Below are 23,100 nucleotides of genomic sequence, written 5' to 3'. Positions count from 1 at the left end.
CAGGTGCTTTAATGAAAAAACGAAATTTCAGTGCAGAATTCAGACGTGAATCCGCTCAGTTAGTGGTGGATCAGAACTATACGGTTGCAGATGCCGCAAACGCCATGAATGTCGGACTTTCCACTATGACCCGGTGGGTAAAGCAGTTACGGGATGAACGTGCCGGCAAAACACCTAAAGCCTCCCCTATCACGCCGGAGCAAATTGAGATACGTGAGCTGAAGAAAAAACTCCAACGTATTGAAATGGAAAATGAAATATTAAAAAAGGCTAACGCGCTCTTGATGTCAGATTCCCTGAACAATGCTCGATAATCGGGAAACTCAGAGCGCATTATCCTGTGGCCACGCTTTGCCACGTGTTCGGGATTCACCGCAGCAGCTATAAATACCGGAAAAACCGTCCTGACAAGCCAGATAGCAGGCGAGCCGTATTACGTAGTCAGGTTCAGGAATTGCACGGTCTCAGTCATGGCTCCGCTGGTGCAAGAAGTATCGCCACGATGGCCACACTCAGGGGCTTCCGGATGGGGCGATGGCTTGCCGGCCGTCTCATGAAGGAGCTGGGGCTGGTAAGTTGTCAGCAACCTGTTCACCGATATAAACGTGGGGGACACGAGTATATTTCTATCCCGAATCACCTCGGACGTCAGTTTGCAGTGACAGAGCCTGACCAGGTATGGTGCGGCGATGTGACGTATATCTGGACGGGTAAACGCTGGGCTTACCTTGCTGTGGTACTCGATCTGTTTGCGCGGAAACCCGTGGGGTGGGCAATGTCGTTCTCTCCGGACAGCAGGCTGACCACCAAAGCACTGGAAATGGCATGGGAAAGACGCAGTAAGCCATCCGGGGTCATGTTCCACAGTGATCAGGGTAGTCACTATACAAGCAGGCAGTTCAGGCAGTTACTGTGGCGATACCGGATCAGGCAAAGTATGAGCAGGTGCGGAAACTGCTGGGATAACAGTCCGATGGAGCGCTTCTTCAGGAGCCTGAAAAGCGAGTGGATGCCGGTGACCGGTTACACCAGCTTCAGTGAAGCTGCTCATGCAATAACGGATTATATCGTCGGGTATTATAGCGAACTCAGGCCGCACGAATATAACGGTGGATTACCACCAAGCGAATCGGAAAACCGATACCGAAAAAACTCTAAAACCGTGGCCAGTTTTAGTTGACCACTACAAACTAAACGCTACAGCAGTACCGAACGCTCATTCGGCTGTAGTCAGGGCTAATATTCCATACACCCTTTTTGCTGGTGGCGATTTATTTACGTCACAACCCTATAGTGTTACAACCATGGGACTGTATCAACAGCCCGCACAGGCTTACTTCCTTTTCTAGCACTTCTTAACTGACCCGCCATTCACACTCTGCCCGTACAGGGACGGCTGACGCCTGCGTGTCGTCTGGCGGTAAGGCACAATACTATGTTTGCAAAATCATTTATTGCTTTCGACGGTAGCGGTCATCTGAACGCTATTGCCTGACATATTGTACTGGCGACTTTAGCAACATGCAGGAAGAGATAACACCATGAGAAAACTGCTTATCGCTGGCCCCACAAAACCTGCAATGATTTTTTCGATTAATGAATATCACTCATAGTCCCAATCCTTTTGCCAATGATTATCAACAAGCACAAACCCGTTAACATACCCATATCTCTTCATGTCTAACGGATCAAAATGCTTAATCAACAGGTACAAACACGGTCGGCTACGGCTAAAAATACCGGTCTATCATTTCTACTCATTCTGAGCGCCCTGATGGCTGTGACCTCTTTATCAACCGACATCTATCTTCCGGCTATGCCCGTCATGGCAAAGGATTTACAGGGTGACGCAGAGCTGACAATTACAGGGTTCCTTATCGGTTTTTGCATTGCACAACTGATTTGGGGACCGATTAGCGATCGTTATGGTCGTCGACTGCCGCTGTTTATCGGTTTAGGTCTATTCATCGTCGGCTCGGTGGGCTGCGCGTTATCAACGGATATCGTGCAAATTGTCTTCTGGCGCGTTTTTCAGGCGTTAGGTGCCTGTACCGGGCCGATGCTGGCTCGAGCAATGATCCGTGACCTGTTTAGCCGTACTCGTGCAGCACAAATGCTTTCGACTCTGATGATCATCATGGCCATCGCGCCGATTGCCGGGCCCCTGATCGGCGGGCAGATGATTAAAGTCACCTCGTGGCATGCCATTTTCTGGCTGCTGGCGATTATCGGGACATTAATGCTGATGTCTTTATTCTGGTTACCCGAAACATTACCTGCTGAAAAACGCTCGCAAGCCTCCGTAACCAGAGCCTTTCAAAATTACTATGCCTTGCTAACTAACGCTAAATACATGCGGTTTACGCTATGCCTGACGTTCTACTACGTTGCAGCATACGCCTTTATCACCGGTTCCCCGTTTGTGTACATCACGTACTTCGGCGTTGATCCGCAACACTACGGTTGGCTGTTTGCAGTAAACATTGTGGGATTAATGGCTGTGAGTATGGTCAACAGACGTCTGGTTCACCGCTATCCACTGGAAGCGTTGCTCAGGAATGCCGTATTCATCGCCACTATTGCCGCAATAGTGCTGGCGGTCACCACCGGCCTGGGTGTAGGTGGAATTACCGTGATTGTCGGCGCTGTGTTCGTATTCTTCTCCATGAATGGCATCATCGCGGCGACATCCACGGCTTGCGCATTAGATGCAGTGCCAAATGTGGCTGGCTCCGCATCGGCGCTAATGGGGGCACTACAATACGGCAGCGGCATCATCTCTTCACTGCTTCTCGCTCTGTTCAGTGATGGCACGCCATGGACGATGGGCTGGATAATTGCGTTGTTTACGGCAGCCAGCGCCTTGATGGCTCTGACCGTTCATCTAAAAAAATGACTACCACATATCCACCACGCTTATGAATTTAGCTCATAGCGCCTATTCAAGCTGCGTAATTATCTTTAACCGCAACTTCGTTAATCTGGATATACCGCGTGAATATGCAACGTGAAATGCAGCGGAAACCGGCTACAACTGATAGGCATACCCCAGCCTGCACGACTGGGGCATCATCGGAGGCTAGCTAAATATTCTTATCGAAGAAGACGTCTAACTTTTGCATTGCCTGGTCAACGTATTTTGGCACCCAATACGTCTCGATATGGGTAGCGCCATCGATTAGGAAGAGTTCTTTGTCCTTCGTACCAGTGGCTTTAGCGAACGCATCTTCAGTCATATAGAGCGTATCCGCTTTTGTACCGGCAATCATCAGCAGTGGTTTATTGATGAGATTGATATGGTCCGTTACGTCAAAGCTCATTAAATCCAGAAGACTGCTGGTGGTGTATTTAAACGTAGAGTTCGGGTGTGCGTGGGTTTTCCAGTAGTACTCGTAGCCCTGGCGATATAAGGCAAAAGGTAACTTAGCAATCTGCTCATCAGTCAGGTTAGCATCGCCGGAGTAAAGTACTTCGCCTCCGGCGGCTTCCTGAGCACGTGCGTCAGAAGCCTGCTGAAGACGCTGCTGGATACTATCCAGCTGTGAATTCTGAAAACCGTTGCGGCGCACAAGGCCTGAATTAAACATGCTGATGGTTGCAATCGATTTGAACCGTTTGTCCGTTTCGGCAGCCACGAGTGAATACCCGCCGCCTCCGCAAATACCCAACAGACCGAGGCGGGAAGTATCTACACCTGGATACTGGCTGATGTAGTCAGCCATGCCGTGGATATCTTCGATGCGATTCGCGGGTTTATCCACGCTGCGAGGCATCCCGCCGCTAGCGCCCTGATAAGCCGCGTCGGCGGTAATCGTGATGTAGCCCTGTTCGGCGAGACGCTGGGCATACAACCCGGCGACCTGCTCTTTTACGCCGCCATTAGGATGCGCGACCACCACGGCAGGGTATTTTTTGGCAGGATCGTAGTTAGCAGGGGTATAGACATTCGCAGCAATCTGGATGCCATGCAGATCGTACTTCACGGGGTGAATATTGACCTTACCTTCGGCGTTTTCGGTGATGGCACCGTCATAGGCCAGTGTAAAAGGGTTTTGTTTGTAATCAGCCGCATTGACTGAGGTCACTCCAGCCATTGCCGTGAGTAGCATTGCACTGATAAGCGTGAATTTCATGGTCTCTCCCGATGAGTGTCGGCCTGATTATTCAGGCTCGCGGAATCAAATTTGCAGGCTCAGATTAGGCGGAGAGCGCTGTCAGCAGCGTGACGGGGAAATAACATTTTTGTCAGGAAACAAACTGGGATGGGAAAGCATTTCTGACAGCGCTGTCAGGAAACCGTCAGCTTTATGTTGGCAATCAGGAGGCACAATGGTTTCGATTGAAAAGTTAAAAGGAAGTCTCTTATGCGCCTGTTGTTAGTCGAAGATGAAGAAAAAACGTCAACCTATCTCAACCGTGCGTTGAGTGAGTCCGGATTTACGGTAGATGTCTCTGCAGATGGCGCTGAAGGTCTTCATTACGCGCTGGAGTTCGACTACGACGCGATAATCCTGGATGTAATGCTACCGGGGATGGATGGTTACCGGGTACTTGAGGGTGTGCGGGCAGCCAAACAGACGCCGGTGCTGATGCTTTCGGCTCGCGGCTCGGTCGATGAACGCGTTAAAGGGCTTCGTCTTGGCGCGGATGATTATCTCCCCAAGCCCTTCTCGCTGATTGAGCTGGTGGCGCGGATTCAGGCGCTGGTGCGTCGCCGCGCTACGGATGGCGCAGACATCACCCAGCTGCAAATTCACGATCTGCATCTCGACCTGCTGGCTCGCCGCGTATTTCGTGGTGGAACACGGCTGGAACTGACCGCGAAAGAGTTTTCCCTGCTGAGCCTTCTGGCCCGGCATCAGGGGGAGATTCTGTCAAAGATGATGATAGCTGAGCAGATATGGGACATGAACTTTGATAGCGATGCCAACGTGGTTGAAGTTGCCATTAAACGCCTGCGAGCCAAGGTGGATGCGCCGTTCGACGTCAAACTATTACATACCGTTCGTGGCATGGGTTATGTCCTCGAAGTCAGGCCTGAATAATGAAGGGGACAAGCATGCCTAAGCGTTCCATCTCCGTTCACCTGGCGCTGATGTTTGCCTTATCCGCGCTGCTGATTGTGTCCGTTATCGGCATTCTGCTCAGAAGCTCTTTGCATGATTCTTTGCAGAAGCAGATGCACAACGAACTGCTATTCCGGGAATCATTAATGAGTCCGTGGATCACCGCCCGAACCTCGGCTGACGGCTGGTCGACGCTTGCCAATAAATTCACTGTGTTAACCAATTCTGAAGGTGAGCGCGTTCGCTACTGGATAGTGAGTGATAACCCACGCTTTAGCATTGGGGGAACACCGCCGGTGGGTGTTCAGTGGTCTTCTTTGCAGGAAGGTTTTAATAAAGTACCCGGCGCATCGGAAGGTGCCTGCTCGCTGTTTCTGTTAGTGAAAACGATCCCCGCCAACGGTGAAAGGCCTGAGCTGCGCTATATCGTTGCCATCGACTCCACGCCGTATATGGGCACACTGAATGCCTTCACCCGGACGCTGTTAATCATAGCCGCGCTGGGCGTCGTGATTGTCGCCTTGCTGGGATACATCGTATCAAGGATCGGTCTTCGTCCCGTTCAAGCACTCAGTAAAGAGGCCGAGCATCTTGCACCGGGAGACCATGGCCAGCGCCTGAACACCCGCGCTTTGCCCGAAGAACTGCAGCAACTAGCGTCATCATTTAATGGCGTGTTAGAACGTCAGGAAATCGCCTGGCGTCAGCTCGACAGCTTTAACGCCGATGTTGCTCATGAACTCCGTACCCCGCTGACAAACCTTATCGGCCAGACGCAGCTGGGTCTCTCACGCCGACGTTCGCATGATGAACTGGAAGAATTATTGGGTTCCAATCTGGAAGAACTCGAACGCATGACGTCTATCGTTAACGACATGCTGTTCCTGTCCCATGCCCACGCGGGTGAACATGCGTCCCAGTTGACCCAAGTGTCACTGCGAGAAGAAACTTTGAAAACAGCGGAGTATGTGGAACCTTCTTTTGCTGAAAAACAGCTTTCTCTGGATGTGGAAGGCGACGTCACCGCACATATCGACCGGCGGCTGTTCCACCGTTCACTGGCTAATTTACTGGAAAACAGTGCAAGGCATTCGCCGTCCAATAGCACAGTTACGGTGCGGTTAAGCGAAAAAGGTCATCAAGCCTGTGTTGAAGTGTCAAATCCGGGCGATCCAATAGCACCAGAACACCTACACCGGCTTTTCGAGCGATTCTATCGCGTTGACACCTCCCGGGCCAGGAGTGATACCCACCATGGGCTGGGCCTGTCGATCGTACGCGCCGTCGCCATTATGCACCGGGGGGATGTCTTTGCCCTGAGCGAGAACGGTATTAATACCTTTGGGCTGACGTTTGCTAAACAGCCTGACCCTGTCCGCACAAAGGAACCCATGTCAGAGCGTCTTCTCTCTAAGCCTGCTGACAAAATTGTCAGAGAGCCGTCAGTCTGATGTCAGGCTAGCTGCGCCAGAATCACTGCTAAGACTCACCACTGCTGATTAAAGGAAGGAAACAGTGAGAATAAGAAAGGTATTTAGCGGGTTTCTGGCGATGATGATCATGGGGCTTCTGGGACATCCCGCGTTCGCCGCAGAGAATTCATCCACACCGTCCCGCACGCTGATTATCTGGTTTTCCCAGCCCGAGGAAATGAAGCCCGATGCCGTGGACGGTTTTTCCGGGGCCAGCGTATTACAAAAATACACACCGGAGACCGGCAGTACGCAGTTTGTTGCGCAGTTGATTCAGAAGCAGACTGACGGTGACATGTTTCGCATTGAAACCGCCACCCCCTACCCTCGCCAGCATGATGCACTGTTACGGGTTGCCGAAAAGGAGCAGCAAACTAACGCCAGACCATCACTTAAAACGCCACTCCCCGACCTCAGCAATTACGACACCATTTACGTTGGTTATCCCATCTGGTGGTATACCATGCCGATGGTGATATATAGCCTCTTTGAGCAAAATGACTTTACCGGTAAAACGGTCATTCCTTTTACCACCCACGGCGGCAGCCGGTTAGCCGACTCCCTGCGACAAATAGCCCGCATGCAGCCGCAGGCCAGATTAGTCACTCGTGCGCTCTCGATCTCGCACAATGATGTTTCAGGCCCTGACGTACCCGCGCAGGTTGAGCAATGGGTAAAACAAGTCCAGCCAAAGCAATAATCCATCGACATGAAGAAAATTTATATTTTCCAGGTCATGCAGGATACGCTGATGACGTTACTTCTGCTGGTACTGATGGGGTTTCACCTTCATGGTGAAATCGTGCATGAATGGGCGGGGATTATTTTTACGCTGCTCATTATGTTGCATTTATATCTTAACCGACGTCGACTATGGTCACTGTCACCGAATATTCCGTTAACGATGCAAAGAGTTAACAGAGTCATTAATGCAGTGACGTTCGTTGTCATTCTGACCGCAATTGTCTCTGGCATGATGCTGTCCCGACATATTCTTCTGGCGCTGCCGTTCCACAACCCGGCGAACTGGGTCAGAAAAGTACACATGACGTCGGTCCACTGGGGAATGCTTATTCTGGCGCTGCATATCGGGCTGCACTGGAAAATGCTGGCCACGTTTTTCTGCCGGATCCTGAACATCTCCGGCAGCTCACAAGTTGTTAATATCATTATGCCCGGTGTTTTTTCACTCATCGCACTACTGGGATTGTACGGATTACTGAACACGGACTATCTCGATTATTTGCTGATAAAAGTCGATTTCTCCTTTTTCGATTACGATGAATCTGCCCTTCTTTTTTATTTCCGCTACCTGGCCATTATTATTTTATTTGCATTAATGACGCGATTTTTTCTTTGGTCTTTTATTTTTAGAAAATGCAAAGCGATGTCACCCCAATAGGGGTTAACTGACAGAATTGTCAGGCTGGCGTCAGTCTGACGACATGTCACCCTGATTAGAATCATTGCAGACCCTCCCCCATCATCGTAGATAAGGACGCTTTGCATGATCAGACATTTACGTTACCTCGGGCTATTACTGCCCCTATTCGCATTTTCATCCTAGGTAGCGGGGCAAAATCCTGCTGTCCATATCACCCCCGCAGGAAGTCAGAACGCGGTGTACGGGCCAGCCGAGAACTTTACCGGTCGCGTCCGGGTTGATCCTCTCTTCAAACCGGATAACGACATCAGTGTTTCCGGGGCTTATGTCACGTTTGAACCCGGAGCTCGTTCCGCCTGGCATACGCATCCGGCAGGTCAGCGGCTGATTGTGACCTCGGGTGCTGGGCTCACCCAACAAGAAGGCCAGCCGGTGCAGGTTATCCGCGCCGGTGACGTTGTCTCTTGCCCGGCGGGCGTCAAACACTGGCACGGGGCGGCACCCGGCAGCGCGATGACGCATCTGGCGATAACCGGGATTGTGGATGACAAAAGCGTTAACTGGATGGAGAAAGTGACAGATGAACAATACCACGCCCATTAAAGCATTAGCGGCAGCGGTACTGCTGACCTTTGGTTTTGGTCTCGCGGCACATGCTGCGCCCGTCAATAAAGGAGCCTCAAAAATGAACCACGAACAAAAGGTTTCAGATACGCTGTCAGCTCGCCAACAGGCCATCCCGTTGATTGCGGCATCGATGGCCAGCAGTCAGATGGATAAGCTGAATGCAGCCCTGAATCAGGGACTGGATGCCGGGCTTACGATAAACGAAACCAAAGAGATTCTCGTCCAGCTTTATGCCTATACGGGCTTCCCTCGTAGCCTGAATGCGCTTAATGAACTGATGAAAGTCGTCGAAGCACGTAAACAACGTGGTATCAAAGACGTTGAGGGTAAAGAACCGGTTGCCCCGATCCCTGTCGGGGATGAGCTTCGCCGTGTCGGTACCGCAAACCAGACAAAAATCTCAGGCGCTCCCGTCCAGGGCCCACTGTTTGATTTTGCCCCGGTGATTAACCAGTTCCTGCAAACGCACCTTTTCGGCGACATTTTCGCCCGTGATAACCTCGACTGGCAAAGCCGCGAGCTGGCAACGGTTGGCGCATTAGCGGCCACACCGGGCGTCGAATCACAACTACTGTCGCATACGCGAGCAAGCATGCGGGTCGGCCTGACGGCGTCGCAGCTGCGCCAGCTGGCACAGGTTCTGCGTGAACATGGCGAAAGTGATGCAGCAACGCGAGCTGAAAAGGCGCTGCAGCAGGCGCTCGCAAACAATTAGGAGTGGATTATGGAGCATGATCCCAACCGCAGAATGTTAATCACCGCACTTGCCGGGCTGACGCTGGCGAACGTTTCTTTTGCCTCAGCTGCGCCCGGAACCGCAAACGTGCAGGGTAAAAGCCGTGTTCTGGTGGCGTACTTTTCCCGCAGCGGAAATACACGGGTGATTGCGGGCGTCATTCACCGCAGCCTGAATACTGATCTGTTTGAAATCGAACCGGCTACGCCTTATCCGGAAGACTATTTTCAGACCGTTGAACAGGCGAAAAAAGAGCGTGAGCGAGGCGTAAAACCGGCATTAAAAAATAGCGTTGCAGATATCTCACGCTACGAGACCGTGTATTTAGGCTTTCCGATCTGGGGGACCAGCGTGCCGCCTGTAGTGCAAGCATTTCTCAGCAGCCACAACCTTGCGGGAAAATTACTCATCCCCTTTATTACTCACGGTGGCTACGGTAAAGGAGACAGCGACGACATCCTTGCCAGTCTCGCCCCAACTGCGCGTCGGGAAAAACCGCTGGTCATTGAATGCGACCAGGAGCGAAGAACCACTGAAACGGTCACCAGCTGGTTAGAGACGATACGCAGTTAATCGTTCGCATTCATGAGTCTGCCAAATAAGGGCAATCAGGGGTGCTAAATAATTAACGCTGACAACTCAGATATGATTGAACAGCAAAACATAAGAGAGGATGCAATCTTGAAGACAATTTTAAAAACGCTGGCCATCTGCGTAATGGCGGGTGGTCTTGTAGCTCAGTCGGTATACGCCGAACCGCTGGTCATTCAGGAACAGGGAAGTTTTTCTGCTGGTGGCACTATCATCACCGCACCAGGAACATTTGATGCAAAAAAGCCGCTGGATTCAGCTGGCCAAACCTATCATGGCGATCATGCCTCAGTGTTCTACCAAATCCCGGAGAATCCGCATAAATACCCTATCGTCATGCTGCACGGCGCAGGTCAGTTCTCCCGTACCTGGGAAAGTACCCCGGATGGTCGCGAAGGGTTCCAGAACATTTTCCTGCGTCGCGGGTTCTCAACTTATCTTGTCGATCAGCCGCGTCGGGGCAGCGCCGGACGCACGACTGTAGAAGGTACTGTTACGCCTAAGCCGGATGAACAGATGTGGTTCAATCAGTTCCGCGTTGGCGTGTGGCCAGAGTATTTTAAGGGCGTTCAGTTCTCTCACGACAAAGAAGCGTTGAACCAGTATTTCCGTCAGATGACCCCGAACACCGGGCCGTTTGATATCAATGTCATCTCTGATGCGATGTCCGCCGTCGTGGATAAATCCGGCCCCGCTACCCTCTTCACCCACTCTCAGGGTGGCGGACCTGGCTGGTACACGGCGATGAAAAATGACAAGGTCAAAGCCATTGTCGCCTTCGAGCCCGGCAGCAGCTTTGTCTTCCCGGAAAAAGAACTCCCTGCCCCTATGCCAAGCGCGTTCGACACGCTGAAGGGTGAGCCTGTTCCGATGGAGCAGTTTATGGCTCTGACCAAAATCCCGATTCTGATTATTTACAGCGATAACATACCGGATAAGCCCGTCGCCATGCCCGCGCAGGACAGCTGGCGCGTACGTCTGGCGATGGCTCGTGAGTGGCGCGACGTGGTGAACAAGCATGGCGGGGATGTGACGGTGACGCATCTGCCTGAAGTGGGAATCAAAGGGAATACCCACTTCCCGTTCTCTGACCTCAACAATGTGCAAGTTGCTGATTTGGTAAGTCAGTTCCTGAAGGAAAAAGATCTACAGTAGGAAAAGATAGTATTGAGCCTTCATAAATGAAGGCTCAATACACACATCAGTTTGATCAAAAAATAAAATGGCCTAATGTTGGTGCGAAGCTATGGAACATGACTGTCTGTTCTGAGCGAATAGCTGATTTGAATAAGGCGTGTTTAGATAGCCGATGTATAGAAGAAGTATACCTGACAGGGGTCGCTAGGGATCTACGCATAAAGACGCGCAAATGACGTCCTATGCCTCCCCCGGAATAACAATGTCATCATGGTGCTGGCCTCATTTAACCCTTCGGTTACCCTGAAGTTTAATGTGCATGATAGGATGTAGAGGTTTCGTGTTCTGACCAAGGAGAGGCTTATCAATCCACTGCGTGGCTCTCCTGCAGACTGATAAACCGCCTCTCTTTGTTTTCTAAAAGGTTCTATATCTGCTGGCTGCGATGATACAGTTCAGCAATCCAAGGTGAATGTTTACCCTTTTCATAAACCATGTGCAGCTCTTTTCTGGGACGGGTGACTCCTACATAAAAGAGGCGACGGGCCTCGCGAAGGGCATTATCTGAAGCTAGATCTCGCTTACTCGGGAAGTCATATTTATTTACCCCAAACATTATGGCTACATCAAATTCTCGGCCTTTTGCACTATGAAGAGTGCTAAGGGTGATGCGCCCAGTTCCTTCTACTTTCCCAGCGAATACATCCAAAGCCACATCCAGTCCCCTGAGGGGATCGGTTCGTTTCAGTAACTCAGATATGACATCCCATTCCTGCTGAGTGTTCTGTGAGATACCCATCCAGTCGGTGAAGATCTCATCATTTAAACGTCTCAGCCACTCGTGAGCACTTTCCGCTTTATCAATTCCGTTTCGTAAAAAAGTGATGAGCTGTACGGTCAGTAATTGTTCTTCAGCACGGCTCGCGCGGCGGCCATAAACAAGAAAGAGCGCCTGACCCAGTAAGAGATTAAATGGTGGAGAGGCTTCTTTCCATCCCCCAGTTACCCACTGACTGCAGGCTTCGATGAAACGGGCAAGACGAGAATTGCGCTTAATGAGAGCATTACTGTCAGCACGTATTATGGCAATATTTCTGGCCTTGAACTCATCCGCAACTTTATCGCCAAGCCAGGCTGCCCGGTAAAGAACCCCGATGCGTTCAGGCTGAAACTCTCTTTCAAACAACGAGGGAATTAGATCATGAGCGATAAAATGCGCCTGTGCGTCATAATCGCCATTAATCCCATGGAATCCTAATTCACCCTCTGGATTACCATCGGGGCCAACATAATCGCGGTCTTCTCCCAGCGCCCCTAGTGATGCCCTAATAATTTTCGCACCAGATCGATAGTTGAAGCGAAGGCGGAACGGTCTTACATCTGCCCGTGAAACAAGACTATCCAGTAGCCCTGGATTTGCACCATTAAATCCGTAAATGGACTGATCTGCATCACCGACCGCAAATAATCGTATTCCACCGTTAAAGCACAGCAGTAGAACCAGCTCATGAAGAGCATGCCCCAGATCCTGATATTCATCTACAAACAAAACAGGATAGCGCGACCGGATAGCATTACGTACCCATTCATGCTCGCTAATAATACGAAAAGCGATGAGTGGCATATCATCGAAGTCAATCAGTCCTAAGCGCCGAAGTTCTGCCTCATAACCTTCAATAAAATCTGCCAGCTCCGGATTGTTATTCCGCCAAGCCGGTAGGAGTCGGTTCACATCCCGGCGTCGTTTCTCTTCTGCAAATTTCCACCGAGCATGAGGATCTCCTACAGCTCCGAATCTAGCCTGGTAAGCCACTTCAACAGCCGCGCGACTCTCATCTCTGGTCGCCACACGAAAATCATCCGGCAGCAAACCCGGTATACATCGTGAGTAGGGGATTAAAACCTGATTTAATGCGAAGCTATGCACGGTACCAATAAAGTTCCGATCATCGCCAATGACGTTAAAGCATGCCAGACGTCCTTCAAGTTCAGAAGCACATTCATTGTTGTAAGTAATACAGGCCACCCCTCGGGGGTCAGCGACCTCTTCAATCAGGGCACGTGCCATGGCGGTCGTAAGTGTTTTGGTTTTCCCGCTGCCTGGCCCAGCAATAACTACACAGTGGCCGGGGTATGTGGCCGCAGCGTATTGCTCTCTGTTCGGCAATAGCTCATTCAAAGCCTCTGAAAGTGCGCGCCGGTCAGACATTCGACACCACATATTGAATAGCCGAAGCAATATACTCCGGCGGCGCAAGCCCTGGTGCTTTTTGCTTCAGCTTGGCAGCCAACCGTCCTTTACCTATGTCAGATATCATCGCGAGAAGTTGCGTCGGGTCTGGAACCATACCGGCACGCCATGAAGCAATCCTTGATGAACGTAACACACCAAATCCCTGTTCATCGAGGATATCCAGTAGCGCTTCTTTGAGCTCTGTCGTATTGGCCACGGCGACTTCAAACGTCTGATCGTTTAAAAAAATTCCAATCTTTTCAAATGTAGGCTTACACTCTTCATAAGAACCATTATTGAGCCAATTAATATTCCCAGGAGTTAGTTTTTTAAGTTTTCCCGATACATCGCTAAATGCCTGCCAGATACCAATTGAACGTGTTTTACCCATCGGTTGTTTCGTACCATCAAGTGGGTCCCAGTCGGTTACGACGGAAAAGGGTAGTCCGAGGCTGGCTGCCAGCTTCACGTATGGTTCAAAATTAACTCCCGCTACGTTACATACCGTAATCCCAAGCTGGTCGAGATTGATCCCCATGGCCTGTGCGAAACCTGGAAGTAAAACCTCCTCAGCATCGCCTTCAACAAATATTACACCGTTAGCAAAAAGCAGCTCCGATCTGGTTGCTGTTAGATACCGTTCAATGTCGTCGAGTTCTTCACTGGTTACTGGCAGTTCAGCTAGGGAAAAAGCTCGCGATCGCCCTTCAGGATCCCTGCAAATGCGAACGACAGAACGAAGAGGAGCAATGGTTGCCAGCGTGGGAGAATGGCTCGTTACAATCAAAGACTGATCTTTGGCGGCATTATTGAAGAGTTTGTCAAAAACAGCGCGCTGAAGCTGTGGGTGAAGGTGTGCTTCGGGTTCTTCAATACAAAGCAGGGAGAAATTACGTTCATTCTTTTCACGTCGCCATGCAAACTCTGCTAGCTTGAGTGATATCAGAGCCACGTTCGCAGAACCTAGGCTCGCTTCAACAATGCCTCGCTTTCCATCATCAATGAACATAGAGATAGAACGCATCAATCTGAGCGGGTCAGCAGGTGCAAAACGGAGGCGAGCATCTAAATCGTGAGCAGTTCCAGCCAGGTCAAGAATGCCACCACGCAGAGAATCTTCGAGATCCTTAATTGATGGGAACTTCTCCATAGTTTCCGTTGCTGCCTGAAGCTCAGTTGCTACGCGATCCAAATCGGCTCGGCTCAGTGAAGAGAATGCATCTTCCAATAAGGGGCGTAGCGGAGAGTTTCGCCAGGAAGCAAGTTGTGCTTCTGCATCGCGTAACGCGTCCAGCATATCAATGGAGATCCGCCGCCTGACGCGTCCAGGAATGGCTCGCGATTCCTGACCTCCGCCAAAAACAATAAACTCACAGTCCTCACCCGAACGTGGAGCCCTATCGACTTCTTCCTTTTTACGAAAAATGTAGCTCAACCTTGCTACGGTAGGATCCTCTGCGATGCGAAAATCGGTCAACAGAGCTGAGAGGGAAGGGTCACTGTCGAAATCGGCGAATTCAAGGTGAACCTCAATTTGAGGGTTTGATTCAAGGTCGCAGCCATCCCAGAAATCTGACAGCTTAAGCTGCCTGGCTGAATCAGGCAGAGTAGAATCAATAACCAGTCGAATTGCGAAAAGCAGATTACTTTTACCGACACGATTTTCCCCTAATAACACAACATTACCTGCCAGGGGAATATCAGCCGCCTCAAAATTTCTAAAGTTGCGGATTCCGAGTTTTGATAAATACATAAAACTCCCTCTAAATGCATTACATAGGATTTGGAAAGACGTTCTTCTGGCAAAAAGCTCATAAAATTTAACAGCGAAGGTTCTGAGCGATTTTACTTTATTCTTTTCTTATCATCGGCCGTTAATTGCAAGAGTTCAACACTTGGATTTAGGACTTGCTGTTGCGGAGACAGCCACAACATCTATATGTGGCACAAAGCCGACCTTCAGCCCCCTCTAAATTAATGAACATACCTAATAAACCCTAGCTAATTACCCCATCTAATCGAATAAATCAGTTTGCGTTATGATTTTCCAACACAACAGCTGAAGGATAACGTCATGCAAACTGTAAAACTGAACAACGGGATTGAAACGCCCCTGCTGGGCTTTGGTGTGTTTCAGATGTCTGATGCCGCTGAATGCGAAAGAGCCGTTATTGATGCAATCGATACGGGATACCGCCTGATCGATACCGCTGCGTCTTACCAGAATGAAACCCAGGTCGGGAACGCTCTGAAACAAACCGGTATCGCCCGCAACGAACTCTTTGTAACGACCAAACTTTGGCTGCAGGATACCAATTACGAAGGCGCTAAAGCCCAGTTCGAACGCTCCCTGAATCGGCTGCAACTTGATTACGTTGACCTGTATCTGATTCACCAGCCTTACGGCGATGTCCATGGGGCATGGCGTGCTATGGAAGAACTGCAACAGGCAGGCAAAATTCGCGCCATTGGCGTCAGCAACTTCCATCCTGACCGGCTGGCCGACCTTATCGCCTTCAATAAGGTTGCCCCTGCGGTGAACCAGATTGAAGTTAACCCCTTTAACCAGCAGCTGTATGCGGTTCCATGGAATCTAAGCCATGGCATTCAGCCGGAAGCCTGGGCACCGTTTGCTGAGGGTAAAAATGGCCTGTTCCAGCATCCCGTGTTAACAGCGATTGGCCAGAAGTACGGCAAAAGTGTGGGTCAGGTTGTGCTGCGTTGGATCTTCCAGCGAGGCATCATTTCACTGGCGAAATCGGTGCGCAAAGAACGCATGGAAGAGAACATCAACATCCTCGATTTTGAACTCAGCTCTGAAGATATGCTGCAGATTGCCGCCCTCGACACCGCAACCAGCGCCTTCTTCTCTCACCGCGACCCGGCGATGGTGGAATGGCTGACTGGCCGCAAACTTGATGTTTAAGTCGCGATCAAAGAGGTATTCATTCAATGCAAAAACGTTATCTGGGTAAATCCCGACTCGAAGTTTCCGCGCTTGGGCTCGGTTGCATGGGCTTAAGCCACGGCTACGGCCCGGCGACCGATACCCGACAGGCTATCGAGCTCATTCGCGCAGCGATTGAACGTGGCGTCACCTTCTTCGATACCGCCGAAGTGTATGGCCCCTTCCTTAATGAAGAGGTTGTTGGCGAAGCCTTAAAACCGTTTCGTGACCGCGTGGTCATCGCCACTAAGTTTGGATTTACTTTTGGCGGCGACAACAAGCAGCAGATTTTAAACAGCCGTCCGGAGCATGCCCGTGAGGCGGTGGAAGGCTCATTACGCCGTCTTAAGACTGATGTCATTGACCTGCTTTATCAACACCGTGTCGATCCGGATGTCCCGATTGAAGATGTTGCGGGAACGGTGAAAGACCTGATCGCTGAAGGCAAAGTTAAACATTTCGGTCTGTCCGAAGCGGGTGCGCAAACCATTCGTCGTGCGCATGCCGTACAACCGGTCACTGCGCTGCAAAGCGAATACTCTATGTGGTGGCGCGAGCCTGAGCAGGAGATCCTGCCGTTGCTGGAGGAACTGGGTATTGGTTTTGTGCCCTTCAGCCCATTAGGTAAAGGCTTCCTGACGGGCTCGATTAAACCAGGAACTACTTTTGGGAAAGATGATTATCGCAGCACCGTACCGCGTTTCGCCGAACAGGCGATTGAAGCCAATGAAAAGCTGGTCTCATTGCTGGGTGAACTGGCGGCAGAGAAAGGCGTGACGTCTGCACAAATCGCGCTGGCATGGTTGCTGGCACAAAAGCCCTGGATTGTTCCTATCCCAGGTACCACCAAACTACATCGGCTGGAGGAAAACCTAGGGGCTGCCGACATCATTCTTTCGCAGGATGACTCACGGCAGATAACCCAAGCGCTTGAAACGATTAAAGTCGTCGGCGAACGTTACTCTCCTGAGCATCAGGCCCGTATAGGCCGTTAATATCCGGACGGGTCCGCTGAGATTGGCGGACCCGTTATTCCTAGTAGCGAAGTGCATCGATCATCAGTGCAAAAGCGGGCGGATGCTGCTTACGGCTCGGGTAGTAGAGGTAATATCCGGGGAAAGATGGAGACCAGTCCTGCAGAACCTGAATAAGCTCTCCTGACTTTATATAATCCTGCACCCTGTCTTCAGGTATGCAGGCGATACCAAAACCGGATAACGCTGCATCAATCCTTTCCGCCTGCAGATTAAACGTGACCTGCCCTTTCACTCTGACCCTTAACGGTTTCCCTTCCTTCTCAAACTCCCAATGGTAAAGCCCACCGGCTGTCGGCAGGCGCATATTGATACACCGATGATTTTGTAGCTCGTGCGGCGTTTCAGGTGCAGGATTTGCAGCGAAATAAGACGGCGCTCCTACCACAGCCATTCTCATATCCGGCCCAATTCTTACTGCAATCATATCCTTATCCACACTTTCGCCCAGACGGATCCCGGCATCAAAACGCCCCTCAACAATATCGACAAAGTCGTTATCAACCACCAGTTCGAGATTAATTTCGGGATATTCCCTGAGGAAGGGTTTTAGCTTCGGCCATACCAGACTTCGCGCGGCATGCTCCCCGGCAGATAAACGGATATTGCCGGAGGCGGTGCCGTTCAGTTGAACAAGCGATTCCAGTTCCTGCTCGAGATCGGCAATACGCGGTTCAAGGCAGGCAATAATTCTCTCACCGGCCTCTGTAGGGGCTACGCTTCGGGTCGTACGAGTCAGAAGGCGGATATTTAGCCTCTCCTCCAGCGCCTTCATCGCATGGCTGAGTGCAGACTGAGAAACGCCCAGTTTGCCCGCCGCTTTGGTAAAACTTCGCTCCCTTGCCACCACAAGAAAAATTTGCAGTTCGTTGAAGTTTTCTTTGAGCATCGGCGATTTCCTTATGGAGGCATTCCCTTCATCGCATACTCATGAAGGGTATTCATAGACACAATCATTTTAGCCCTATTACTGACAATAATGATAATTGATATTCTGACCGTATCAAAAATAAGTCCGAATTATCAGAAGGTTTATTATGAAAATACTCGTTGCAGGCGCGACAGGAAGTATTGGTCTTCATGTCGTGAATACCGCTATTGAAATGGGCCATCAGCCCGTGGCACTGGTCAGAAATAAACGCAAAGTAAAATTGCTTCCTCGTGGAACAGATGTTTTTTATGGCGATGTTTCAATGCCGGAAACACTAACCGAATTGCCGAAAGATATTGATGCCATCATCTTCACGCTCGGTTCCGATGGTCAGGGTCGTATTGGTGCCAGAGCGATCGATTACGGCGGAGTACGTAATATTTTACGAATTTTCAAGGATACGTCTGTTCGTATCAGCCTGATGACCACGATTGGCGTGACTGAGCGGCTCAGCACCTGGAATCAACGAACTGAGGTTCATGACTGGAAAAGACGTGCCGAGCGTCTGGTCAGGGCCAGCGGTCATCCCTATACCATCGTCCGGCCCGGCTGGTTTGATTACAACAATGATGATGAACACAGAATTGTTATGCTTCAGGGGGATCGTCGCCACGCAGGGACACCGGAAGATGGTGTGATATCCCGTGAGCAAATCGCAGAGGTTCTGGTCAGTGCCCTGACCAACGACGAGGCAAAAAATAAAACGTTCGAGCTGGTGGCTGAACGAGGTGAAGCACCACAGGATCTTACCCCATTGCTTGCAGACCTGCAGACTGATGATGCACAAAAAAATGATGGAGTTTTAGACATAGACAATATGCCTCTCAGGGAAGAACCGGAGTGCATTGTTAACGAGCTGAATTTGTATTCAAAAAATTAACTAATCTACAACCCTGACAATTTTGTCATATAGCGGTCAGTCTTATGACAGTTTAGGTCTGTATATTTGAATATACAGACGGGGTAATTCCCCTGGTACGAATCCAGTTTTAAACGTAGATTTAAAAAGAGGTATTAGATATGAAAACACTGAGGGCTTTAAAAAAGTCTGGCAACTCCTCAACAGTAAGGAAGGGGTAATGCTTCGATTCATGTCCTGACATCGCGCTGGTTAGATCCGCTGCAGGATTGTATTCGGCACGACCAGTAACGATGGCGTAACGAAAGACTTCGCTGCAGCGCTGGCGAACCTTCTTAGCCTTTTCTGTCGCGCCACGACTTTCCATTCGACGCAGCACATTCAGCAGAACAAGAGGCTTAATTTCGTTGACTGGCTGCTGGCCGATATAGGGGAAAATATCTTTATTAAAGGCCTCCAGAATGTCAGAAGCATACCCTTCTGACCATCTGCTCACCTTCGTACCGTGCCACTCAAGCGCTACAGCCTGGAACGTATTATTGATCTGCACATCACGAACCAGATTTTCTTCTTTCTTGGCAAAAGATGGATCGATACCCTCGGCCAGCTTTTTCTTGGCTTCATCACGCAGTGCCCTCGCTTGTGCAAGGGACACTGCCGGATAGACACCAAAAGCCATACACTTCTCTTTTCCATTGAAGCGATATTTCATCCGCCAGTATCGAGAACCAGAGGGAACGACTTCAAGATACAAGCCTGCACCATCTGCCAGCTTATAGGCTTTATCCCTAGGTTTAGCAGCATCTACCTGTCGTGCATTAAGCTTCATTGGGGGCATCTCCCTGGACCGAACACAGAATGCCCCCACTTATGCCCCCAACTGTAACTTGATTCTGGTTGAGTCCAGTTGATAACAGGAGATAAAATACGGGCTATAAACCGCAGTATACGGGCTTTTAGTTGATTTCGATAGACTTGGGAAGAGTTTGAAATGGTGCCGATAATAGGAGTCGAACCTCCGACCTTCACATTACGAATGAAAGCAACACCCAATTATGCCTATATAATTCTGGTCTCTGATGGAAAACAGTTGTTCACGGTCGATTCTGCCGATCATTACAAAGTGCCGGAAGCAAGGTGACTCAGCTTCATGATTACTCACGGGACTCTGCAATACGGGCCTGCAGCCAGGCGTCAACCTCACTTGTCAGCCACCGGGAACGGTTTCCCAGCTTAATTGGTTTCGGGAACTGCCCTTTCTGGATCAGCTTGTAAAACCACTTATCCGTTAATCCGGTTAATTTCGTGATCTCTTTCATCTCCATGAGAGGGTCGTCAAGCAGGAAAGGGGTAGTGGTGGTATTGATGGTATTCATGGGGAATCTCCTGTCTTTGTTTAATTAAGGCAGAAGTGCTATCGATGACGCAGCGGATATCACTTCTATAAGATTCCCCTTGTCTGTAAAAAAAGATTTACCGGCGTGTTTTACGCCGTTTGTTTCTGATGGTTCCCCGCCAGAATGTCCGGTCGATCCCCGGCACCTGCAGTTTCACCCACTGGTCTGTTTTGCAGATATAGTTCACAGCGGTCATCAGGCCTTCCCGGCGGCGACTCTCACTGCGGTGCAGCATGCCGATGCCGCAGATACGGTAATCTGATTTATAACGGTTGCAGTTAAAGTAGAGCCCCTGTCCGTCGGTGATGGTTTCCTGCCAAAACTCACCGATGAGCCTGGCTATCGTGATATCCTGTCTGACATGCTGGCCGTTGAAGAAAAACAGGCAGTGGTAGTGAAAGCCTTTCTCACGACCGTATTCCAGTTTCAAGATATAACCGACGCAGTGTTTAAACAGGGGTAACCGCTGTATTGCTTTGTACAGGGCAATCCGGTGACGGGTTAAATCCCCGGCAGTAACTCTGTGGCTGACCCGTTTTCCGTAAGACAGGTCTGTCCGTACCACCAGCAGCTTTGCATGGTGTTCAAACAGGTTTTCAATATAGCGGCAACAGAACCGGTAATTCTTGCGGGCACTGTTCTTAAAGGTACTGACAGCGTTTTTATACTCCTTGCTGTCCACTGACTGAATAAACTCACAATAGGCGTCATTTAACTGTTTAATATCCTCCTCTGAGTCAGGATAGTATTCCGACAGCATCGGAACATAACGAATATGATATTTATCAGCAAGAGAAACAATGAGCGGAATAACCGGATGTAATTTACGCCGGTTACCGGTGACACGGGAAAGTGAAAGGATGTTTTGTATTAATTCATAAAACAACTGACCGGTTTTAGTGGCCTCGATTTGTAATTGATCACCAAAGCAGTGCCCTTTGAAAGGTAAAGACTGACTCTTTCTTTTAATTAATGCAGTGGTGTGTGACGCGATTAGCCGGAATAACTCACGATCTGTTGTGTCATCGGTAATCTCCGTACCATTATTGTAGATTTGTGACAGTGCTAGTATTTCACTGGTTATATCGTTATTCATGATTAATTTCCTCTGGTTGATGATGGTGTTTCTGTTCATACAACAGAGGGATGCATTTATTTTTTTACTGAGGCGGAAGGTTCATAACAGATGGATTTAAAAGATGATTAATGACATCCATTCTGAGTGATCCTTCAGATGTGGATAACAACTGAATTTACCCACTGAGATTAATTAATGAAAATTATTATTTATGAAGAAGGGTAAGCAATTCAGGGTTATGTCACTATTATCTGTATCAGTAACAGGAGTGCCATCAGATATGTTTGGTTATTCGATAAAGAGATGCGGTTATCAATAATTAAAAAGATAAGTATGAGAATAGATGTCATGATTAATCTGATAACAATAACTCCGAGTAAGATAAATATAATAATAAATAATCCTTTTTGATTGCTACCTGAGTTTATTAAAACAGTATGCACAGACAGTATTTACAGCAGGCTTCACGATGAACAAGATACCTGAAAGTTAGTCTCCTCTCAGAAGTAGTCACGGGAAAAAATAAGTAACCGTGAACATCATCTTTTCCTGTAAAAAGCACTTCCTGACCCATTATTTTCAGGATAACTATGTAAATTAAATGATAAAAACACTTCATTTTCAACTCATGAAAAAGATCATAAAACTATTCTTAATCTACGTTATCACGACAATATCACTTTTTCAGAGACCAAAACAAACTACAATAACGACATATCAACTACACAGTGTGGGCAAATAATGAACGATAAAAACTATGAGATTGATGAGTTGCTGAAAGTGAAAGACCTGAGAAAAGCGAGTGTTTTTGTATTTTTCATGTCAACAGAGCCCAGATTTGAATGGGTTGAAAGTAAATATTTCTCAGGTGACAGAAATGACAAATCACGTTTAAGAGATTTAATCAATGAAGTTATTGGCATGGCGAACAGCAATTGCAATTACCTTACCAATAAAGTTTTAAATCATGTAAACAATAATCTTATCAGTATTGAAAGATTTGAATGGATTAAAGAAGATAGCATTGCCTCTGCATATTGCTGGGCAATGTTAAATAATATAAAGCCATTAACCTCCACAAATGATAAATATACTCAGGCAATTCAACAGGCAACAGCATTAAAACCTGCTGCTAATAGCTGGTTGAGTGATAATGAATTCAGAAATCCATCTGTGTCACAGCAAATAAAACACATCAAAAGAAAATTTGGCATAAAAGATAATCATGTCAGTACTGAAGAGATGTATCGCGATTTCCAGACTATATTTGATCATATCAGCCTGGAGATTGGTGAAAAAGAACATGTTATAAATATGCTTAAGGATGAATGGATAAAATCCTTCACAGCAGTAAAAAATATAAAATGGCTGAGTAAGGATGATGATGATGCCTGTAACTGGATATGGGATTATATCTGTAACTACTCCGTCGATAATATAAAGATACCTGTCTGGCCTCTCCGGTTCTTTAACCCCGAAAATTCCGGAGATAAATATATTTGTTTTTATGCCGCCCTGCGGGCATGGAATGATAATCCCGGAGGGAAGAAGTATTTTTTATACTCTCTTAAAAAGGCATGGCAGCAGCGTTCTTTCCGGAAAAAACAA

General features: G+C 48.9%; 19 protein-coding genes and 2 pseudogenes. 14 read left to right on the top strand and 7 right to left on the bottom strand.

What is annotated here, in order from left to right; translation table 11 throughout:
• Window positions 1-11 precede the first annotated feature (11 nt).
• Together ACSBQN_RS00105 and ACSBQN_RS00100 are read left to right on the top strand one after the other, a co-directional pair.
• Window positions 12-1,180 (top strand): IS3 family transposase gene (locus tag ACSBQN_RS00105; RefSeq protein ID WP_434991498.1). Its coding sequence is split into 2 segments (ribosomal slippage): window positions 12-273 and window positions 273-1,180, totalling 1,170 coding nucleotides; the frame shifts between segments, so codons are not numbered across the junction.
• Window positions 1,181-1,693: 513 nt separating this feature from the next.
• The gene (locus ACSBQN_RS00100; RefSeq protein ID WP_434991496.1) at window positions 1,694-2,896 is read left to right on the top strand and encodes a multidrug effflux MFS transporter; all 1,203 of its coding nucleotides are present in this window, start codon (window positions 1,694-1,696) and stop codon (window positions 2,894-2,896) included.
• 187 nt (window positions 2,897-3,083) lie between these two features.
• On the opposite strand, the gene ACSBQN_RS00095 is transcribed toward ACSBQN_RS00100, so the two are convergent.
• A complete protein-coding gene (locus ACSBQN_RS00095; protein WP_434991612.1) occupies window positions 3,084-4,109 on the bottom strand; it encodes an alpha/beta hydrolase in 1,026 nt (341 codons plus the stop codon).
• Between the two features lie 255 nt (window positions 4,110-4,364).
• On the opposite strand from ACSBQN_RS00095, the gene ACSBQN_RS00090 reads away from it, so the two are divergent.
• The 8 genes and pseudogenes from ACSBQN_RS00090 to ACSBQN_RS00055 all read left to right on the top strand — a co-directional run bounded on the left by ACSBQN_RS00090 (window position 4,365) and on the right by ACSBQN_RS00055 (window position 11,031).
• Window positions 4,365-5,045, top strand: a complete 681-nt coding sequence (locus tag ACSBQN_RS00090; RefSeq protein ID WP_434991495.1) for a heavy metal response regulator transcription factor — start codon at window positions 4,365-4,367, stop codon at window positions 5,043-5,045.
• Window positions 5,046-5,059: 14 nt separating this feature from the next.
• On the top strand, window positions 5,060-6,517 hold the full coding sequence (locus tag ACSBQN_RS00085) for a heavy metal sensor histidine kinase (RefSeq protein ID WP_434991494.1): 1,458 nt from the start codon (window positions 5,060-5,062) through the stop codon (window positions 6,515-6,517).
• 64 nt (window positions 6,518-6,581) lie between these two features.
• Window positions 6,582-7,238, top strand: coding sequence for a flavodoxin (locus ACSBQN_RS00080; RefSeq protein WP_434991493.1), 657 nt, complete (start codon window positions 6,582-6,584; stop codon window positions 7,236-7,238).
• A gap of 51 nt (window positions 7,239-7,289) precedes the next feature.
• Window positions 7,290-7,940 (top strand): DUF4405 domain-containing protein, encoded by a 651-nt coding sequence (locus ACSBQN_RS00075; RefSeq protein ID WP_434991492.1) that lies wholly within the window; start codon window positions 7,290-7,292, stop codon window positions 7,938-7,940.
• Between the two features lie 105 nt (window positions 7,941-8,045).
• A pseudogene (locus ACSBQN_RS00070) lies at window positions 8,046-8,525 on the top strand ((R)-mandelonitrile lyase).
• On the top strand, window positions 8,503-9,264 hold the full coding sequence (locus ACSBQN_RS00065) for a carboxymuconolactone decarboxylase family protein (RefSeq protein WP_434991491.1): 762 nt from the start codon (window positions 8,503-8,505) through the stop codon (window positions 9,262-9,264). The pseudogene ACSBQN_RS00070 and the gene ACSBQN_RS00065 overlap by 23 nt, the downstream one beginning before the upstream one ends.
• 9 nt (window positions 9,265-9,273) lie before the next feature.
• Window positions 9,274-9,858 (top strand): flavodoxin, encoded by a 585-nt coding sequence (locus ACSBQN_RS00060; RefSeq protein ID WP_434991490.1) that lies wholly within the window; start codon window positions 9,274-9,276, stop codon window positions 9,856-9,858.
• A 108-nt stretch (window positions 9,859-9,966) separates the two neighbouring features.
• Complete coding sequence (locus tag ACSBQN_RS00055) at window positions 9,967-11,031, top strand: alpha/beta hydrolase (protein WP_434991489.1); 1,065 nt, start codon at window positions 9,967-9,969, stop codon at window positions 11,029-11,031.
• Window positions 11,032-11,440: 409 nt separating this feature from the next.
• On the opposite strand, the gene ACSBQN_RS00050 is transcribed toward ACSBQN_RS00055, so the two are convergent.
• Together ACSBQN_RS00050 and ACSBQN_RS00045 are read right to left on the bottom strand one after the other, a co-directional pair.
• The gene (locus ACSBQN_RS00050; protein WP_434991488.1) at window positions 11,441-13,222 is read right to left on the bottom strand and encodes an ATP-dependent helicase; all 1,782 of its coding nucleotides are present in this window, start codon (window positions 13,220-13,222) and stop codon (window positions 11,441-11,443) included.
• Complete coding sequence (locus ACSBQN_RS00045) at window positions 13,215-14,999, bottom strand: ATP-dependent nuclease (protein ID WP_434991487.1); 1,785 nt, start codon at window positions 14,997-14,999, stop codon at window positions 13,215-13,217. The genes ACSBQN_RS00050 and ACSBQN_RS00045 overlap by 8 nt, the downstream gene beginning before the upstream one ends.
• Before the next feature lie 321 nt (window positions 15,000-15,320).
• Between ACSBQN_RS00045 and ACSBQN_RS00040 the strand changes: the two genes are divergently transcribed.
• The gene (locus tag ACSBQN_RS00040) at window positions 15,321-16,172 is read left to right on the top strand and encodes an aldo/keto reductase (RefSeq protein WP_434991486.1); all 852 of its coding nucleotides are present in this window, start codon (window positions 15,321-15,323) and stop codon (window positions 16,170-16,172) included.
• Between the two features lie 26 nt (window positions 16,173-16,198).
• Window positions 16,199-17,188 (top strand): aldo/keto reductase, encoded by a 990-nt coding sequence (locus tag ACSBQN_RS00035; RefSeq protein WP_434991485.1) that lies wholly within the window; start codon window positions 16,199-16,201, stop codon window positions 17,186-17,188.
• Between the two features lie 40 nt (window positions 17,189-17,228).
• Here ACSBQN_RS00035 and ACSBQN_RS00030 read toward each other — a convergent pair whose 3' ends face one another.
• A complete protein-coding gene (locus ACSBQN_RS00030; RefSeq protein ID WP_434991484.1) occupies window positions 17,229-18,116 on the bottom strand; it encodes a LysR family transcriptional regulator in 888 nt (295 codons plus the stop codon).
• Window positions 18,117-18,264: 148 nt separating this feature from the next.
• Here ACSBQN_RS00030 and ACSBQN_RS00025 point away from each other — a divergent pair, with 148 nt between their 5' ends.
• Complete coding sequence (locus tag ACSBQN_RS00025; protein ID WP_434991483.1) at window positions 18,265-19,038, top strand: SDR family oxidoreductase; 774 nt, start codon at window positions 18,265-18,267, stop codon at window positions 19,036-19,038.
• 148 nt (window positions 19,039-19,186) lie between these two features.
• Here the strand turns inward: ACSBQN_RS00025 and ACSBQN_RS00020 are convergent.
• The 3 genes and pseudogenes from ACSBQN_RS00020 to ACSBQN_RS00010 all read right to left on the bottom strand — a co-directional run.
• Window positions 19,187-19,846, bottom strand: a pseudogene (locus tag ACSBQN_RS00020) (tyrosine-type recombinase/integrase); the annotation flags it as partial.
• Window positions 19,847-20,171: 325 nt separating this feature from the next.
• On the bottom strand, window positions 20,172-20,393 hold the full coding sequence (locus ACSBQN_RS00015) for a helix-turn-helix transcriptional regulator (RefSeq protein WP_153642967.1): 222 nt from the start codon (window positions 20,391-20,393) through the stop codon (window positions 20,172-20,174).
• Window positions 20,394-20,490: 97 nt separating this feature from the next.
• Complete coding sequence (locus tag ACSBQN_RS00010) at window positions 20,491-21,510, bottom strand: YagK/YfjJ domain-containing protein (protein WP_434991482.1); 1,020 nt, start codon at window positions 21,508-21,510, stop codon at window positions 20,491-20,493.
• A 723-nt stretch (window positions 21,511-22,233) separates the two neighbouring features.
• Here ACSBQN_RS00010 and ACSBQN_RS00005 point away from each other — a divergent pair.
• Window positions 22,234-23,100: hypothetical protein (locus tag ACSBQN_RS00005; RefSeq protein WP_434991481.1), on the top strand; the 867-nt coding region annotated here is incomplete at its 3' end.

This window comes from Morganella sp. B601 (assembly GCF_051172335.1).
Lineage (GTDB): Bacteria > Pseudomonadota > Gammaproteobacteria > Enterobacterales > Enterobacteriaceae > Morganella > Morganella morganii.
The sequence above is the reverse complement of the archived record's forward strand: the minus strand, read 5'-3'. Positions and strand labels throughout refer to the sequence as shown.

Bases quoted from the DNA above. Each gene is read 5' to 3' on its own strand.
- ACSBQN_RS00100 (WP_434991496.1), top strand. From the start codon at position 1,694: ATGCTTAATCAACAGGTACAAACACGGTCGGCTACGGCTAAAAATACC.
- ACSBQN_RS00035 (WP_434991485.1), top strand. From the start codon at position 16,199: ATGCAAAAACGTTATCTGGGTAAATCCCGACTCGAAGTTTCCGCGCTT.
- ACSBQN_RS00045 (WP_434991487.1), bottom strand. From the start codon at position 14,999: ATGTATTTATCAAAACTCGGAATCCGCAACTTTAGAAATTTTGAGGCG.
- ACSBQN_RS00090 (WP_434991495.1), top strand. From the start codon at position 4,365: ATGCGCCTGTTGTTAGTCGAAGATGAAGAAAAAACGTCAACCTATCTC.
- ACSBQN_RS00085 (WP_434991494.1), top strand. From the start codon at position 5,060: ATGCCTAAGCGTTCCATCTCCGTTCACCTGGCGCTGATGTTTGCCTTA.
- ACSBQN_RS00040 (WP_434991486.1), top strand. From the start codon at position 15,321: ATGCAAACTGTAAAACTGAACAACGGGATTGAAACGCCCCTGCTGGGC.
- ACSBQN_RS00015 (WP_153642967.1), bottom strand. From the start codon at position 20,393: ATGAATACCATCAATACCACCACTACCCCTTTCCTGCTTGACGACCCT.
- ACSBQN_RS00050 (WP_434991488.1), bottom strand. From the start codon at position 13,222: ATGTCTGACCGGCGCGCACTTTCAGAGGCTTTGAATGAGCTATTGCCG.
- ACSBQN_RS00010 (WP_434991482.1), bottom strand. From the start codon at position 21,510: ATGAATAACGATATAACCAGTGAAATACTAGCACTGTCACAAATCTAC.
- ACSBQN_RS00060 (WP_434991490.1), top strand. From the start codon at position 9,274: ATGGAGCATGATCCCAACCGCAGAATGTTAATCACCGCACTTGCCGGG.
- ACSBQN_RS00095 (WP_434991612.1), bottom strand. From the start codon at position 4,109: ATGCTACTCACGGCAATGGCTGGAGTGACCTCAGTCAATGCGGCTGAT.
- ACSBQN_RS00025 (WP_434991483.1), top strand. From the start codon at position 18,265: ATGAAAATACTCGTTGCAGGCGCGACAGGAAGTATTGGTCTTCATGTC.
- ACSBQN_RS00030 (WP_434991484.1), bottom strand. From the start codon at position 18,116: ATGCTCAAAGAAAACTTCAACGAACTGCAAATTTTTCTTGTGGTGGCA.
- ACSBQN_RS00065 (WP_434991491.1), top strand. From the start codon at position 8,503: ATGAACAATACCACGCCCATTAAAGCATTAGCGGCAGCGGTACTGCTG.
- ACSBQN_RS00075 (WP_434991492.1), top strand. From the start codon at position 7,290: ATGACGTTACTTCTGCTGGTACTGATGGGGTTTCACCTTCATGGTGAA.